This is a genomic window from Olsenella absiana, assembly GCF_036408855.1.
Lineage (GTDB): Bacteria > Actinomycetota > Coriobacteriia > Coriobacteriales > Atopobiaceae > Olsenella_K > Olsenella_K absiana.
The window spans coordinates 125,746-141,978 of the sequence record NZ_JAZGJQ010000005.1; the positions used below are offsets into that span (position 1 = coordinate 125,746).

The window sequence follows — 16,233 nt, forward strand, 5'->3', positions numbered from 1 at the left end:
GCCGGCGCCCCTCGGCCCGATGGCGACTTCCCACATTTCAACGCCGTCAACGCCCGCGGCGGGAAGTTTTCATCATATACTGTTGATTCCCTTGCCTCGCGGCGAGGTTTTCAACAAGAGGAACGTAGCCGGAGGGGCACCGGAGGTCAGGGGCGCGCATGGACCCAACGAACGAATCGGACGCAGAGGCTCTGTGGGAGGACGTGCTTGACCTCCTCGCGGAGAAGAACCTGCCGCCCGCGACCCTCGCGATGCTGCAGAGCTGCTCCGCGACCAGCCTCGACGACGAGGCGCTCCACATCTCCACCTCGTCCCGCTTCGTCCAGAGGACCGTCGCCAAGTTCGCGCCCGAGGTCGAGGCCTGCGTCGAGCAGGTCGCGTTCATGAGGCTCTCCCTCGCCGTCGAGATCGGCCAGGAGCGCGAGCACAGGCCGCTGGCCACCCACTCGGAGCTCTCGCGCGCCGAGGTCGACAGCTGGAACAGCGCGACGAGGCACGACCCTGCCGCTCGGGTCGCCTCCGCGCCCGCGCAGCAGGCAGGCGCACCCCAGCCGCCCGCAGGTCCCGCCGCGCCGGTGGCCACCTCCCCCGCCCCGGGCAGTGCTGCGACCCCCACGTCCTCCTCGCCCGCGGGCGCGCCTTCGGCGACCGGGGAAGGCCGGGTTGCCGCCAACCCGCTCGTCGAGCAGATCACCGAGGCGGACTCCAAGCTCACCTTCGACCGCTTCGTAGAGGGCCCCCAGAACAAGTTTGCGCTCGACGCCGCCAAGCAGGTCGCCAACGGCCAGAACATGAACTACAACCCGCTCTTCATCTACGGCAAGAGCGGACTCGGCAAGACGCACCTGCTGCGCGCCATCCAGAACTACATCGCCGTCAACGACCCGTCGCGCACGTGCGTCTACCGCGTCGCGACCGACTTCATCGACGACTACTCCAAGGCCATGAAGAACGCTCGGGCCGGCGCCGCAGAGGCGCTGGCGGAGAACTACCACAACATCGACGTCTTGATCATCGACGACATCCAGGGCATGTCGACGGCCGGTGGCACGATCGGCTTCTTCTTCGACACCTTCAACTACCTGGTGGGGCACGGAAAGCAGATCGTGATGGCCGCGGACCGCACCCCCTCCGAGCTCGGCGTCGGCGGGACCTCGCGCTTCGACGAGCGCGTGACGAGCCGCCTCGACTCAGGCTTCACCATCGGCATCCAGGTCCCGGACTACGAGCTCAAGCTCGAGCTCATCGACACCTTCTACGAGAGGATGCGCGAGGACTCGCGCCGCGAGGGCGTCCCGGGGCTCGACGCGGACATCGCGCCAGACATGCGCAAGCTCATGGCCGAGCGCGCAGGCACCAACATCCGCGTGATCGAGGGCTTCGTGCAGTCCTGCCTGATGCTCGCCTACCAGCACCAGTCCCAGGGTGGCTCGCTCAACCGCGAGGACGTCGTGCAGCTCGCGAGCCAGAAGTGGCCCTCGGGCCAGAAGATCGTGACGGTCGAGCAGATCCAGAAGGCGGTCGAGAAGGACTACGACATCTCGCACGCCGACCTCGTCGGCGGCAAGCGCAACAAGGAGCTCATGGAGCCGCGCCACGTCGCCATCTGGCTCACGCGCGAGCTGACCGACAACACCCTCGCCGACATCGGGAAGCGCTTCGGCAACAGGACGCACGCCACGATCAAGCACAGCATCGGCGTGATAGACGAGCTCTCCAAGAGCGACCGGCTGCTCGCGGACCGCATCGCCCGCATCAGGGAGAGCATCACGGAGTAGGGCCGCAAGGGAACGGGGGCATCGAGGGATGTTGAAAACCCGGAAGAAATCCTTTCAACGAGCGCGGAAAAGGCGCAAGGTCGTGTAGAAGGAGGTTTTCAACATCCGACGACAAGGTGAAAGCGTTGAGCGGAGGACGAATGCACAGACGTCATAAAATGGCCGCCCACCTGGGCAGACGCTGAGTTTTCTACTTTTCGACAAGACCTATTACTATCGCTATCTCTTTATTATTAAAGAAGAACAAATAATAGGAGGATGAAGGCATTGAGGTTCATAGTCAGCCAGTCCGCCCTCGAGCGGGCTCTCGGGGTCGTCTCCAAGGGCATGGGCTCCAACTCCACCCTGCCCATTCTCTCGGGCATCTACGTCAAGGCGGAGGAGGGCACGCTCGAGTTCCAGTCCACCAACCTCAACATATCCATCCGCCACAGCATCGCGGCGGACGTGGAGGAGCCGGGGGAGACCGTCGTCTCCGGCAAGATCCTCGCCAACATCGTCAAGACGCTGCCCGACGCGGCGGTGAGCTTCGAGGCTGACGACCGCACCTGCACCATCGCCTGCGAGAAGTCGCACTTCCGCCTCAACACCCTCGCCCCGCAGGACTTCCCCGAGTTCCCGACCTTCGAGCTCGAGAACTCCGTCGAGCTCCCGAGCGACCTGCTGACCAAGATGGTCGACAAGGTCTACAAGGTCACGAGCAGGGACACCTCCCGCCCGATCCTCTCCGGCGTGCTGCTCACCGTCGAGAACAACGTCATCCGCCTGGTCGCGACCGACTCCTACCGCCTTGCCGTCTGCGACTCCAACACGGAGACCTCCTCGACCGACGCGGCCTTCACGGCCATCGTCCCCGGTGCGGTCTTCCACGACGCCCTCTCCATCCCCTCGATGACCGAGCGCCTCCTCATCGGCACCACTGGCAGCCAGGTGGTCTTCTCCTTCGGCAACACCACCTACGTCGCCCGCAGGATCGAGGGCAACTTCCCCAACTACAAGCAGCTCCTCCCCAAGGGCTGCACGACCTCGGTCAAGGTGGACGTCACCGGCCTCGCCGCCGCCCTCAAGCGCGTCTCCGTCATCGCGCTCGCCAACCCGTCGGTCCGTTTCGACGTGGACGCCGACGGCGGCATCGTCAAGCTCTCCGCGAGCTCCCCCGACCAGGGCGAGTCGACCGAGACGGTCCCCGCCGAGGTCGAGGGGCAGAGCATGTCCATCGCCCTCAACTACCACTACGTCTTCGACTGCGTCAACGCGGCGACGGGCGAGAAGGACATCTCGCTCGAGCTGATGAGCGCCATGCAGCCGGCCATCTTCAAGTCGTACGCGAGCATCAACTACCTCTACCTGCTCATGCCCGTGAGGATGTAGGCTTGGGCCTCAAGGTGCGGAGCCTGGGGATGCGCTCCTTCAGGAACTTCTCCGAGAGGGACCTCGAGCTCGCGGACGGTCTGACCGTCCTCGTGGGCCCCAACGCGACGGGCAAGACCAACTCCGTCGAGGCGCTCCAGATGCTTACCTCGGGCATGTCGTTTCGCCACCCCCGGGCCGCCGACCTCATCATGGACGGCGCGCCCGGGGCGAGGATCTCCGCGCGCCTCGAGGGGGACGGCCGCGTCATAGACGTCGCGTGCGAGATCGGCGAGAGGAGGCGGAGCTTCCTCAGGAACGGCAAGAAGTGCCGCCCGGCCGACCTCTCCGCCACGCTCATGAGCGTGCTCTTCTGCCCCGATGACCTCTCCTTCGTGAAGCGGGGCGCCCGCTGGCGCCGCGACGAGCTCGACGCCTTCGGGGCGCAGGCCAACGCCGGCTTCAGGAAGCTCGCACAGGCGTATGCCCATGCGGTCGAGCAGCGCAACCGCCTCCTCAAGGAGGACGCGCCGGACCTCGCGCTCCTGGACGCCTGGGACGCATCGGTCGCCACGGGCGGCGCCGCCCTCCTCGTGGCCCGTCTCAAGCTCTTCTACCGCCTGAGGGCCCACCTCAGGGAGATATACGCCCAGGTCGGCGGCTCGGACGAGCTTGACTGCGCCTACGAGTGCAGCCTGGGCGAGCTGCCCGGCGACCCCGCCGCGCCGGAGAGGGGCGAGGTCTGCGCGCTCTTCTCCGCCCGCCTCGCCGAGGCCCGCGCGCACGACCTGCGGCGGCAGCAGACGAGCGTGGGGCCCCAGCGCGACGACATAGCCTTCACCCTCGACGGCCGGGACGCCCGCTCGTTCGGCAGCCAGGGCCAGCAGCGTTCCATCGTCCTGGCCTGGAAGATGGCCGAGGTCGCCATCGCCGAGGAGGTCCTGGGCGAGAAGCCCCTGCTCCTGCTCGACGACGTGATGAGCGAGCTGGACGCCAGCCGGCGCGACGCCGTCACCAGGTTCGTGCGGGGCGGGATCCAGACGGTGGTCACCACGACCAACCTCGGCTACTTCCCCGAGTCCCTGCTCGAGGGCGCGGAGGTGGTCCGCTATGGCGGGTAGGCGAGCGCGGGAGGGGGAGTGGAACCTCGCCCCCTCGGCCGAGGTCGTGAGGGCCCAGCGCGCCGAGCGTGCGCGCGACGCGGCGTCGAGCGCGGGCGACGTCCTGCGACGCTACCTCGGTGGCGAGTTCGGCGGGCACCTGAGCGACGCCCAGCGCGCCGCCGCGGCCTGGTACGGCTGCAACGGGGTGGTGGAGCGCAAGCACACGACCGGGGTCTACCTCAGGCAGGGTCGTTCGGCCGGCGCCGACCCCGTACTCGGGGTCTACGTCGACTCGAGCTCGCGCCTCACGGACTTCACCGCGCGCCGCGAGATCTACCTCGCGCGCCTCGCGAACTTCGGCTACGCGGTCTCGGGGGTGGAGTTCCGCCTCTCCAAGCGCAGGTTCGTCTCCGACCGGGAGAGGCGGGAGGAGCCCTGCGCCCCCAAGCCCCTCCCCCGCCTCACGCCGGCCGAGGAGGCGCGGGTACAAGACCTTGTGGCCGACGTGCCGGAGCCCCTCAAGGAAAGCGTCTCTCGCGCCGTGAGATTCTCGTTCATGCGCCAGAAGGCAAAAGAGCCGCAAGATAGCTGACAGTGTCTGAGAACGCCTCTGCAAGGCTCTGAGATGTGGTTTGTGCCCAGAGATCCCCTAAAACGCGTCCGGCCTAGGCTTGTGAGCCGCGGTGGACTAGAATGGGAGGGCCGCGCGTCTACCGCGCGGCGTCGCTATGAGAGAGGAATCCTGTGGCAGAGAAGACAGACGACTACGGCGCGAGCAGCATCAAGGTCCTCGAGGGCCTCGATCCCGTCCGCAAGCGCCCGGGCATGTACATCGGCTCCACCTCCACGACCGGCCTGCACCACCTCGTGTGGGAGATCGTCGACAACTCCGTTGACGAGGCGCTGGCGGGCTTCTGCACCAAGATCAAGGTGACCGTCCACCCCGACAACTCGGTCACCGTCGAGGACAACGGCCGCGGCATCCCCGTAGCGCCCCATCCCCAGAAGAAGATCCCGACGCTCGAGGTCGTCCTCACCGTCCTGCATGCCGGCGGCAAGTTCGACAATGCCGCCTACAAGGTGTCCGGCGGCCTGCACGGCGTCGGCGTCTCGGTCGTCAACGCGCTCTCGAAGCGCCTCGTCGTGAGCGTCAAGCGCGACGGCGGCATCTTCGAGATGGAGTTCTCGCGCGGCAAGACGACCAAGAAGATGCAGAAGGTCGGTACGAGCAAGGCCACCGGCACCACGGTCACCTTCTGGCCGGATGACGAGATCTTCGACACGACGGTCTACAACTACGACACCCTGCACGACCGCCTGCAGGAGACCGCCTTCCTCAACAAGGGCCTCAAGATCGTCCTCACCGACGAGCGCGAGCTCACGCCCCGCGTGGACGAGTTCTGCTACCAGGGCGGCATCGTGGACTTCGTCAAGTTCCTCAACACCGAGAAGACCATCCTCCCCGGCCTCTCGAAGCCCATCTACATCGAGGACCGCACCACGCCCGACACGCCCGTCGCCCGCAAGGGCGAGGTCGAGGTGGCCATGCAGTGGAACACCGGCTACAGCGAGCAGGTGCTGACCTTCGCCAACGACATCTATACCGACGAGGGCGGCATGCACCTCGAGGGCTTCCGCACCGCGCTGACCAAGACCCTGAACGACTACGCGCGCACCAAGAAGCTCCTCAAGGAGAAGGACCCCAACCTCACGGGCGACGACGTGCGCGAGGGCCTCACGGCGGTCATCTCGGTCAAGCTCCCCGACCCGCAGTTCGAGGGGCAGACCAAGGCCAAGCTCGGCAACTCCTACATCCGCTCGCTCACCAACAAGATCGTGAGCCAGCAGCTCGCCGAGTACCTCGAGGAGCACCCTAACCAGGCGAAGGAGATCTTCAAGAAGGCCTCCGCCGCCGCCCGCGGCCGCATGGCCGCCCAGAAGGCACGCCAGGCGACCCGCCGCAAGGGCCTGCTCGAGAGCGCGAGCCTGCCCGGCAAGCTCGCTGACTGCTCCGTGCGCGACGCGGAGATGACCGAGCTCTTCATCGTCGAGGGCGACTCGGCAGGCGGCTCGGCCAAGATGGCGCGCGACCGCTCTATCCAGGCCGTCCTCCCGCTGAGGGGCAAGATCTTGAACGTCGAGCGCGTCCAGGAGCACCGCGCGCTCTCCTCCGAGACCATCCAGAGCCTGATCACGGCCATCGGCACCGGCGTCGACCAGGAGTTCGACATCAACAAGGCACGCTACCACAAGATCGTGATCATGACGGATGCCGACGTCGACGGCGCCCACATCAGGATCTTGCTGCTCACCTTCTTCTACCGCTACATGCGGCCGATGATCGAGGCGGGCTACATCTACGTGGCGCAGCCGCCCCTCTACCAGCTCAAGCCCAAGGGCAAGAAGCGCGGCATGTACCTGTACTCCGACGAGGAGCTCGCCGTCGAGGCGCGCAAGTTCCCCGACTCCAGCCGCTACACCGTCCAGCGCTACAAGGGCCTGGGCGAGATGGACCCCGAGCAGCTCTGGTCCACGACCATGGACCCCAAGAACCGCATCATGCTCAAGGTCAACATCGACGACGCCATGGCGGCGGAGCGAGCGGTGAGCGACCTCATGGGCACCACGGTCGAGAAGCGCAAGGACTTCATCCAGACCCACGCCAAGGACGTGCGCTTCCTCGACATCTAGGCCGCGCCACAAGCCGCACCCCGGACCCGGGCCATCTCGGTCGGGAGCGGCCAGCGAGCGCTGAAGAAAGGTTTTCGCAGTGGCAGACAACAACGGACACAACGACGACTTCGAGGACGGCCTCGGGTCTGGCGGCTCGGGCGACGCCGGCGAGGGCGGCTACGACGACCTCGACGACGACCTCGACGCCTCCGGGGACGAGCCCGGCTTCGACGACGACCTGGACGACGAGGACCTCGAGGAGGAAGACGAGGACGAGGGCCCGGCGCCCAGCCTCGCCGGCGCGAACCTCTCGCACACCATCTCCGACGAGGCCGGTACCCGCCTCTCCCTCGAGGACATCCATGGCGGCGCCCTCAAGCCGACCGACATGGCGAGCGAGATGAAGACCTCCTTCCTCGAGTACTCGATGTCGGTCATCGTCGCCCGCGCCCTCCCGGACGTGCGCGACGGCCTGAAGCCCGTCCACAGGCGCATCCTGTACGCCATGAACGAGGCGGGCATCACGCCCAACAAGCCCCACAAGAAGTCGGCCTGGACGGTCGGCGAAGTCATGGGCAAGTACCACCCGCACGGTGACTCCTCGATCTACGACGCCATGGCCCGCATGGCGCAGGACTTCTCGATGCGCCTGCCCCTCATCGACGGCCACGGCAACTTCGGCTCGATCGACGGCGACCCCCCGGCGGCCATGCGCTACACCGAGTCCAGGCTGACGCGCGCCGCCATGGAGATGCTGGCCGACCTCAGCAAGGAGACCGTCGACCTCCAGCCCAACTACGACGAGTCGCTCTCCGAGCCCTCGGTCCTGCCGTCGCGCTTCCCCAACCTGCTGGTCAACGGCTCCAACGGCATTGCCGTCGGCATGGCGACCAACATCCCGCCCCACAACCTCAAGGAGGTCACGGACGCGGTCTGCCTCATGATCGACAACCCCGACGTCACGCTCGACGAGCTGATGCGGGTCATGCCCGGCCCGGACTTCCCGACCGGCGGCATCATCATGGGCACCGACGGCATCCGCGAGGCCTACGAGACCGGTCGCGGCTCCATCACGGTGCGCTCCAAGGTGCACGTCGAGCAGCGCAAGAACGGCCGCCAGCGCCTCGTCGTGACCGAGATCCCCTACCAGGTCAACAAGGGCCTCCTGCAGGAGAAGATCGCGCAGCAGGTCAACGAGAAGAAGATCGACGGCATCTCGGACATGCGCGACGAGTCCAACCGCAAGGGCATGCGCATCGTCATCGACCTCAAGACCGGCGCCGTGCCGCAGGTGGTCCTCAACAACCTGTACAAGCGCACCCAGCTGCAGACCAGCTTCGGCGTGATCGACATCGCGCTCGTGGACGGCGTGCCCCGCACGCTCTCCCTGCGCGATATGCTGCGCTGCTATATCGACCACCAGGTCGACGTCGTCACCCGCCGCACCAGGTACGACCTGGACAAGGCGGAGAAGCGCGTCCACATCTTGGAGGGCCTGCTCGTCGCCGTGGACAACATCGACGAGATCGTCCACATCATCCGCTCCTCGCGCGACGACGCCGAGGCCAAGCGCCGCATGCACGATCGCTTCGACCTGGACGACGTCCAGGGCGAGGCCATCCTGCAGATGCGCCTGCGCCGCCTGACGGGCCTCGCCCGCGACGAGCTGGTGGCCCAGATCAAGGAGCTGCACGAGCAGATCGCGTACTTCAAGGACCTTCTCGCCCACCCGGAGAAGCTGCTCGGCGTCATCAAGGACGAGCTGCGCGCCATCTCCGACAGGTTCGCGGACGCCCGCCGCACCAAGATCAACGTCGAGCGCGCCGAGGACCTCGACGTCGAGGACCTCATCGCCGAGGAGGACATGGTCGTCACCTTCACGCACTCCGGCTACGTGAAGCGCCTGGCCGTGGCCAACTACCGCCAGCAGCACCGCGGCGGCAAGGGCATGAGGGGCCTCTCGCTCAAGGACAACGACTTCGTCGAGGACCTCTTCGTCGCGAGTACCCACGACTACGTGCTCTTCTTCACCAACAAGGGCAAGGTCTTCCGCATGAAGGTCCACGAGCTGCCGCTCGGCTCGCGCACCTCGCGCGGCTCGGCCCTGGTCAACCTGCTCAACCTCTCCGAGGGCGAGCACCCCACGGCCGTGCTGTGCACCCGCGACTTCCCGCAGGACGCCTACCTCATGTTCGCGACCCGCGAGGGCATGGTGAAGAAGACCGCCATGAGCGCCTACGACGTCACCAGGCGCGACGGCCTCATCGCCATCAAGCTCAGGGGCAACGACGAGCTCGTGAACGTGCGCCGCGTCAAGGAGCGGGAGAAGGTCATCCTCTGCTCGACCGACGGCAAGGCGATCATGTTCGACGAGAACGACGTGCGCCCCATGGGCAGGGACACCACCGGCGTCCGCGGCATCACCCTCAAGGGCGACGCCAAGATGCTGGGCATGGAGATAACCAACGGCAACGGCGACCTCGTGGTGCTGACCGAGAACGGCTACGGCAAGCGCACGCCCGTCTCGGAGTACCCCGAGCACAAGCGCGGCGGCCAGGGCGTCTTCACCATCGCGATGACGGACAAGAAGGGCAAGCTCGTGGCCTGCCGCGTCGTGGGGCCGCAGCACGAGCTCATGATCGTGTCCGAGGAGGGCGTGATGATTCGCGTCAAGGCCACTGACGTCTCGCGCCTCGGTCGTGCCACCCAGGGCGTCAAGATCATGAACCTCATCGACGGCGACCACGTGAGCGCCATGGCGAGGATGGTCGCCCACAAGAAGAAGGCCGCCAAGGCCGCCTCGGTCGACGAGAACCAGGCCTCGCTTGACCTGCTCGCCGCGGGCGAGAAGTCCGCGCCGTCCGAGGACGAGCCCGTGGACATCGGCGGCGAGGAGGACTACGACGCCGAGATCCTCGACGAGGACTAGCGCCCCCTCTGCGCGCTCATAGAACGGCCCAAGGGAAAGGGGCCCGCCTCCACGGGAGGCGGGCCCCTTCTTCGTGCGTGCCGCTGGGACCTACGAGCCGGGGTGCTCGGCCGTGTTGGTGCCGTCCGCGAGGTCGTCCCTGAGGTCCTGACCCGGCTTCTCGCGCGGGTGCCCGAGCTCGCTCGCCCGCTCGTCCGGTCCCGAAGTGCGCTCATGCGAGGAGGCCTGAGAGGGCCTCGAGAGGGTGCCATCGGCGGCAGTGCGGACGTCACCCCGATCGAGGGCGAAGTCTTCGGGGGTGAGGCCCTCGACGAAGTCGTGGAAGCGCTTGAGCTCCTCCCTGCGCTCCTCGGCCTCGACGGACGAGAAGTCGGGAAGCGATGCGGTGTCCACGACCTCCTCCTCGGCGAAGATGGGAACGTGAGCGCGGACCGCGAGCGCGATGGCGTCGGAGGGCCTGGCGTCCACGCTGACCTGGCTTCCGGCAGAGGTGACGATGCGAAGCTGCGCGAAGAAGGTCGTGCCCCTGACGTCGTTGATCACCACGCTGACGAGACGTCCCCCCAGCGAGACGATCACGTCGTTGAGAAGGTCGTGGGTCATGGGACGGTGGTGCTGCGAGCCGTCGATGCCCATGCTGATCGCCGTGCTCTCCACTGAGCCGATCCGGATGGGGAGCTTCGCCGAGGGAGCCGTCCGCCTGTGGGGCTTGAGAATCACCATCGAAGAGACGGTGCCCTCGCCGACGACCACTGATGATATTTCCAAGCGAACGAGTGACATCTGGCTTCTTCCTGGGCTCGTTGCCCAACGTGTCTTGAGACCGAACGTGTTTCGCAACGGTATAGCAGATTGGCGCCGCAGGGGCCGCGCAATCCCCCGCAGACGAACTCTGCATATGGAGTACCCAGATTGCCGTCAACTTTTTCAAGATTCTCGTTGACACGGGGGTTGAGAGAGCGTATTGTACTTTCTTGCGGATGGGCCCGTAGCTCAGTTGGTCAGAGCGTCCGGCTGATAACCGGGAGGTCACAAGTTCGAACCTTGTCGGGCCCACCACTTTCTTTGATAATAAACGCCCCAGCGTGAGCCGAGTCGCCGCTGGGGCGTTTATTGCATCAGTGGGGAATCCGGGGACATAGCTCAGCTGGGAGAGCGCGGGCTTTGCAAGCCTGAGGTCGTGGGTTCGAACCCCATTGTCTCCACCAAGCATTCGAAGGCCAGGCATCCGCCTGGCCTATTTTGTGTGGTCGACCTTTGGCGCGTCTGGTCTTTGTGCCTGCCTATCCTGTCTTCCTTGCCTCCGGTCGGTAACGACCCGGCTGTCTTGTGTCCTCGTCCGCTAAGGAGCAGCTCGCACCAGTAGTTGGGACCAGCCGTAGGGTGTGGCCCCACAGGCAAGTCCATGGAGAGAGGTCTTGTCCAGGCTTGCGACCGCCACCCTAGGATTGTGGCTGTCGACCTCGAAAGCTGTCCTTGTCTTGCCCGCACAGCGGTCTCAGAAGAGCCCGGAGACTGCTCGCCCTGTAGGGGACGGGCCCGTGAGTCAGCCGACTACGTTCTGTACGTGCCCTGAGCCGTGGTCTGCACACTTATGGAGAGCCGCTTGTGCCACACTGCGAGAAATAGCGATATATATAGCAGTAATACGTAATTCTATACATGTAGTGACAATTGAACTACATGTAATATGAAAACTAACAGTGATAATACGAATAATTTACATCGAATACTATGAATATGAAAAAAGTAATGACATAATACTGCATACCTAAGAATGTGTATTACCTATCGAGGGAACGTCATATTACGTCATGGGTCGAAGTCCAATGGGCTCGTGGCATAGAATGTGGATGTATTAACGAAGAAGGAGCACGTAATGCCCAAGAAGCTCACCACGTTCAGCATGCGCATGCCTGAGGACATCAACGAGAAGATCCAGTCTTACGCCGCCGAGCACCAGTGCACCAAGGCGGAGGCCATGAGCCACTTCGCTCGCGCCGGCATAGAGATCGAGGACTCGGGCAGGCCGATCTCGTCTGATGACATCGCGAAGATCGAGGAGAAGATCGAGAGCCTGGGCGAGCAGGGGACGGCCACCTCATCGCCCGCAGCCATCGTGCCCTCGGACATCAAGGATAAGATCCAGGCGTACTCGAAGGAGCACGAGTGCAGCGAGTCCGAGGCGCTCGGCTATTATGCGCGCATCGGCCTCCAGATGACGGGCGACCAGAGGCCTGCCACCGCCGCCGAGGTCGCGGACCTCGCCAAGAAGCTCGACGTACTCGCCCAGGACAGCCAGGCCAAGGCTTTGCAGATGAAGCAGATGGCTGAGGCCATCAGTGACATACACGGCTACACGAAGCCGGAGGAGGTGGAGATCGAAGGCGAGCTCGCCTACCCCGAGATCGATACCCCCAAGGAGCCTACTGAGGAGGAGAGGCAGCAGCAGGCTGACGAGAGGACCAAGAAGATCGTCTCGGACGCTTTGGATGACTACCTCTCCAAGGCGCAGGACCAGAAGCCGGAGAGGGCCATGAGCCCTTGGGTGCCGGCGTTGATCGTGCTCGCCGCCTGCCTTGCCGTCATTCTCGTGGTGACGCTTACGCACTAGGAGGGACCTGAGCTCCGGCCGAGATGAAGGTAAGACGCAGACTGGAGGGCTCGGTCGAACCCATTAATCACGGGTTCGCAAACGCGTTAGTATCTATGAGGGGCGCCCCGCGCCCATGGAAGCCGACCGAAGGCAAGCACATGAGAAACGACGACAGCTCATCGAAGGCGCGTGGCGACATCTCGTCCGAGCTTGACGCGCTCACGAGCGCCTTGCTGGGCGACGCCCTCGACATGCTGGCCGACGGGGAGGACCTGAACGTGCTGCTCGTCGTGGAGAGTGCGAACGGGGAGGTCTCGCCCTTCGAGTTCTCGGACGACGGGCCCGAGGAGCTCCTCGAGGGCGCACGTTCAAAGGTGCGGGAGCTCGGCAAGGAAGGGCATGCCGGAGGCGCCGCGCCCGTACGGTACGCCATCGCCTACGAGGGGGCGGTCGCCGACGAGGCCGGAGCCTTCCAGGACGCGGTCATCGTGGAGTTCGGCGAGCGTGGCAGAACGAGCTACTCCGCCTTCTCATACGTGGACGGCAAGGGTTCAGGTGACGGGTTTCGCTGGAGTGACCCGGCTCCGGCTGGCGTCACTGAGTCGCTGCTTTAGAGGGCGTCAGGCTGACGCTGGATAATACGGACGCAGTATCCACAGTGCAAGAAACTACATCTGCATCAACGCATCAGAGGGAAGATGCCGAGTAAGAAACGAGGACGCATGCTGCAGAAAACCATCAGGAACATCGCGATTATCGCCCACGTCGACCACGGAAAGACGACGCTGGTCGACGGGATGCTCAAGGCGACTGATGCCTTCAGGGAGGGGCAGCAGGTCCAGGAGCGCGTGCTCGACTCCAACGACCAGGAGCGCGAGCGCGGCATCACGATCCTCTCCAAGAACATCTCCATCGAGTACAGGGGCGTGAAGATCAACGTCATCGACACCCCCGGCCACGCCGACTTCGGTGGCGAGGTCGAGCGCGTCCTCAAGATGGCCGACGGCGCGCTCCTGCTCGTTGACGCGGCGGAGGGCCCCATGCCCCAGACCCGCTTCGTGCTGAGGCACGCCATCGCCGCGCACCTGCAGGTCATGATCGTCATCAACAAGATCGACCGCGATGGGGCCAACCCCGAGAACGCGCTCAACCAGTCGCTCGACCTGATGATGGACCTCGGCGCCACCGACGAGCAGCTCGAGTTCGCCATGGAGCACGTCGTGTACGCCTCCGCCGTGAACGGCTACGCGCGTCTTGCGCCGGACGACGGAAACATGGACATGTATCCGCTGCTCGACATGATCGTGGACGAGATGCCCGCCCCCGACGTGGACCTCGACGGCCCGCTCGCGATGCAGTGCGTGACCATCGACCACTCCGACTACGTCGGCCGCATCGGCATCGGCCGCATCTACTCCGGCACCATCCACGACGGCGACGACATCCTCGTCGTGAAGAACGACGGATCTCGCACCATGGCGCGTGTGAAGCAGCTCTTCACCTTCGACTACCTCGGCCGAAAGGAGTGCGACCACGCGGAGGCCGGCGACATCGCCGCGGTCGTGGGCATCGACCGCACCGACATAGGCGACGTCTACACCGACCCCGAGAACCCCGTCGAGCTGGAACCGATCGAGATCGACCCCCCGACGCTCTCGATCGTCTTCGAGGCGAGCACCTCTCCCCTCGTCGGTCGCGACGGCGACATCGTGGGCGGGCGCCAGCTCAAGGAGCGCCTGATGCAGGAGCGCGAGAACAACGTGACCATGCGCATCGAGGAGCTCCCCGACAAGACCGGCGTCGAGGTCGCGGGCCGCGGCATCCTGCACCTCTCCGTCCTCATGGAGGCCATGCGCCGCGAGGGCTTCGAGTTCCAGGTCGGCCGCCCGCGCGTCCTCTTCAAGAAGGAGCACGGACAGGTCCTGGAACCCGTGGAGAACGCCGTCGTCGAGTGCAACCCCGAGTTCTCCGGCAAGGTGATTGAGGTCTTCGGCAACGCCGGTGGCACCATGACCAACATGGAGACGGGCACGACCCAGACGCACCTCGAGTTCAGCATCCCCACCAGGGGCATCATGGGCTTGAAGTCCCGCATCATGAACGTCACGCACGGTGACGCGGTGTTCTACCACACCTTCGCCGAGTACGGCCCCTACGCCGGAGAGATTGGTGCCAGGCAGAACGGCGCGATGATCTCCATGAGCACCGAGAAGGCCGTCGCCTACGCCCTCGGCACGCTGCAGGACCGCGGCACCCTCTTCATCGCCCCGGGCGACGAGTGCTACGAGGGCATGCTCGTGGGCGAGAGGTCCCGTCCCGGCGACATGACCGTCAACGTTGCGCGCAGCAAGAACCTCGGCAACCAGCGCAGCTCGACCGCCGACATCGCCGTCCAGCTCACTCCCCCGAAGGTGTTCAGCCTCGAGGAGGCGCTCGAGTACATCATGGACGACGAGCTGGTAGAGGTCACGCCGCACTTCATCCGCATGCGCAAGCGCCTGCTGACCGAGGTCGAGCGTCGCAAGTGGGCGGTTCAGCACGGTAAGGTCGCCAAGCTCAACGGCTAGAGGTCGAGTCGCCGGGCGCTAGAAATACGCTTGTAGTACGAGGGGGAGGGCTTGCCCTCCCCCTTCCTTGAACTGGGCGATTGAGGGGACGGCCTATGGGACAGGTCGCCCTAGGTGCCCCCTGGACCTACGAGACGGGACCTTCGGGTCCACCCTCGGCGTGCGGGTCCTGCTCTCCCCCGCCGGTGCGCTCGTCACCCGTCTCGGCTCCGGTTTTCCCCGATACTTCGTCTCGCACGCACGCTCCGGGCCCGCGATTCTCCCCAGGCTTGTCCTCGGACACTGCGCCCGACCTCGACCAGCGCACCCTGAGCGACTGGTAGGCGTCGTCCAGGCGGGGCTCGAGGTCGACGGAGGCCGACGAGCGGATGTCGTACCTGAGCGACGTCCTCCTCAGGCCGACGGTCACGACGACGCACGCGAGCAGCGCCCAGACTTGGCGCAGCAGGAGAAACCTGATGCATACGTAGTACGTCAGCGCTCCAGCGACCGCGCAGAGCGCATAGTAGGTGCCCGCCCTGAAGACCTTTGGCACCTCGCCGAGGAAGACGTCTCTGAGCATGCCACCACCGACGCCGGTGATGATGCCCATGAGCACGGCCGCATATCCGTTGAGCTCGCAGGCGATCGCCTTGCTCGTGCCTCCCGCGACGAAGAGGGCCACCGAGAAGATGTCCATCCACTCGAGGAGGTGGGGGTGGCGGGTCAGCACCTGTGGGAACAGGAAGCCCACGAGCCCGGCGAGGAGGCACGCGGGGATGGCGAAGCGCGACTCGAGCATGTAGACGCCATGCTGCATGATGACGTCGCGGACGAGGCCCCCGCCCAGGCCTCCGATGATCGAGATCGCCGTGATTCCCACGAAGTCGAGTTTTCGCTGCTGGCCCACCAGGATGCCCGAGAAGGACCCGACGACGACCGACGAGAGGTCGAGCCAGGTGGGGACGTTGAGGCTGGCCAGGTCTGCGCTGCCGGAAGAGAAGAGGTAATCGAGCAAGGGCTTCTCCTTTTGCGAATGGTCCGTGGACGGTGACCTTACCGGAAGCGAGAGCTGAGCGAACGTAGAAGCAGAATCTCCAGGTCAAAAGTACAGCCGAGCTCCCATGCTCGCTTCCGTGAATTGAATTTCGAAAAGCAACACCGTTGCACCAAGTCATGCAGGGACGGCAGATGAAATTGGAGGCAGGACGGATTCCGCATCCGTCCTGCCTCCGTCTCCTCTAGCATCCCTTTTGCT

General features: G+C 65.2%; 11 protein-coding genes and 2 tRNA genes. 11 read left to right on the forward strand and 2 right to left on the reverse strand.

Going from position 1 to position 16,233, the window contains the following annotated elements:
- Positions 1-158 precede the first annotated feature (158 nt).
- The 6 genes from VXJ25_RS06170 to gyrA all read left to right on the forward strand — a co-directional run bounded on the left by VXJ25_RS06170 (position 159) and on the right by gyrA (position 9,833).
- The gene (locus VXJ25_RS06170) at positions 159-1,778 is read left to right on the forward strand and encodes a chromosomal replication initiator protein DnaA (RefSeq protein WP_330958336.1); all 1,620 of its coding nucleotides are present in this window, start codon (positions 159-161) and stop codon (positions 1,776-1,778) included.
- A 267-nt stretch (positions 1,779-2,045) separates the two neighbouring features.
- Positions 2,046-3,149 carry a DNA polymerase III subunit beta gene (gene dnaN / locus VXJ25_RS06175; protein ID WP_330958337.1) on the forward strand — a complete coding sequence of 368 codons (1,104 nt, stop codon included), beginning with the start codon at positions 2,046-2,048 and terminating at the stop codon, positions 3,147-3,149.
- A gap of 2 nt (positions 3,150-3,151) precedes the next feature.
- Entirely contained in the window at positions 3,152-4,249 is a 1,098-nt protein-coding gene (gene recF / locus VXJ25_RS06180; RefSeq protein WP_330958338.1) for a DNA replication/repair protein RecF, read from the forward strand.
- Entirely contained in the window at positions 4,239-4,823 is a 585-nt protein-coding gene (locus VXJ25_RS06185) for a hypothetical protein (protein ID WP_330958339.1), read from the forward strand. The genes recF and VXJ25_RS06185 overlap by 11 nt, the downstream gene beginning before the upstream one ends.
- A 152-nt stretch (positions 4,824-4,975) precedes the next feature.
- On the forward strand, positions 4,976-6,922 hold the full coding sequence (gene gyrB, locus VXJ25_RS06190; RefSeq protein ID WP_330958340.1) for a DNA topoisomerase (ATP-hydrolyzing) subunit B: 1,947 nt from the start codon (positions 4,976-4,978) through the stop codon (positions 6,920-6,922).
- 79 nt (positions 6,923-7,001) lie between these two features.
- Entirely contained in the window at positions 7,002-9,833 is a 2,832-nt protein-coding gene (gene gyrA / locus VXJ25_RS06195) for a DNA gyrase subunit A (protein ID WP_407941919.1), read from the forward strand.
- A gap of 90 nt (positions 9,834-9,923) precedes the next feature.
- Here the strand turns inward: gyrA and VXJ25_RS06200 are convergent, their stop codons facing one another.
- Positions 9,924-10,616 carry a bifunctional nuclease family protein gene (locus VXJ25_RS06200; RefSeq protein WP_330958341.1) on the reverse strand — a complete coding sequence of 231 codons (693 nt, stop codon included), beginning with the start codon at positions 10,614-10,616 and terminating at the stop codon, positions 9,924-9,926.
- 199 nt (positions 10,617-10,815) lie between these two features.
- Here VXJ25_RS06200 and VXJ25_RS06205 point away from each other — a divergent pair.
- The 5 genes from VXJ25_RS06205 (at position 10,816) to typA (ending at position 14,996) form a co-directional block, all read left to right on the forward strand.
- Positions 10,816-10,892 (forward strand) — tRNA-Ile (locus VXJ25_RS06205).
- A 73-nt stretch (positions 10,893-10,965) separates the two neighbouring features.
- Positions 10,966-11,041: transfer RNA gene (locus VXJ25_RS06210), tRNA-Ala, on the forward strand.
- A gap of 671 nt (positions 11,042-11,712) precedes the next feature.
- Positions 11,713-12,447 (forward strand): hypothetical protein, encoded by a 735-nt coding sequence (locus tag VXJ25_RS06215; protein ID WP_330958342.1) that lies wholly within the window; start codon positions 11,713-11,715, stop codon positions 12,445-12,447.
- A 140-nt stretch (positions 12,448-12,587) separates the two neighbouring features.
- A complete protein-coding gene (locus tag VXJ25_RS06220) occupies positions 12,588-13,043 on the forward strand; it encodes a hypothetical protein (protein ID WP_330958343.1) in 456 nt (151 codons plus the stop codon).
- Positions 13,044-13,151: 108 nt separating this feature from the next.
- A complete protein-coding gene (gene typA / locus VXJ25_RS06225; RefSeq protein ID WP_330958344.1) occupies positions 13,152-14,996 on the forward strand; it encodes a translational GTPase TypA in 1,845 nt (614 codons plus the stop codon).
- A 127-nt stretch (positions 14,997-15,123) separates the two neighbouring features.
- Here typA and VXJ25_RS06230 read toward each other — a convergent pair whose 3' ends face one another.
- The gene (locus tag VXJ25_RS06230) at positions 15,124-15,993 is read right to left on the reverse strand and encodes a trimeric intracellular cation channel family protein (RefSeq protein ID WP_330958345.1); all 870 of its coding nucleotides are present in this window, start codon (positions 15,991-15,993) and stop codon (positions 15,124-15,126) included.
- Between the last annotated feature and the right edge of the window lie 240 nt (positions 15,994-16,233).

Bases quoted from the DNA above. Each gene is read 5' to 3' on its own strand.
- VXJ25_RS06170 (WP_330958336.1), top strand. From the start codon at position 159: ATGGACCCAACGAACGAATCGGACGCAGAGGCTCTGTGGGAGGACGTG.
- VXJ25_RS06185 (WP_330958339.1), top strand. From the start codon at position 4,239: ATGGCGGGTAGGCGAGCGCGGGAGGGGGAGTGGAACCTCGCCCCCTCG.
- VXJ25_RS06200 (WP_330958341.1), bottom strand. From the start codon at position 10,616: ATGTCACTCGTTCGCTTGGAAATATCATCAGTGGTCGTCGGCGAGGGC.
- VXJ25_RS06215 (WP_330958342.1), top strand. From the start codon at position 11,713: ATGCCCAAGAAGCTCACCACGTTCAGCATGCGCATGCCTGAGGACATC.
- VXJ25_RS06220 (WP_330958343.1), top strand. From the start codon at position 12,588: ATGAGAAACGACGACAGCTCATCGAAGGCGCGTGGCGACATCTCGTCC.
- typA (WP_330958344.1), top strand. From the start codon at position 13,152: ATGCTGCAGAAAACCATCAGGAACATCGCGATTATCGCCCACGTCGAC.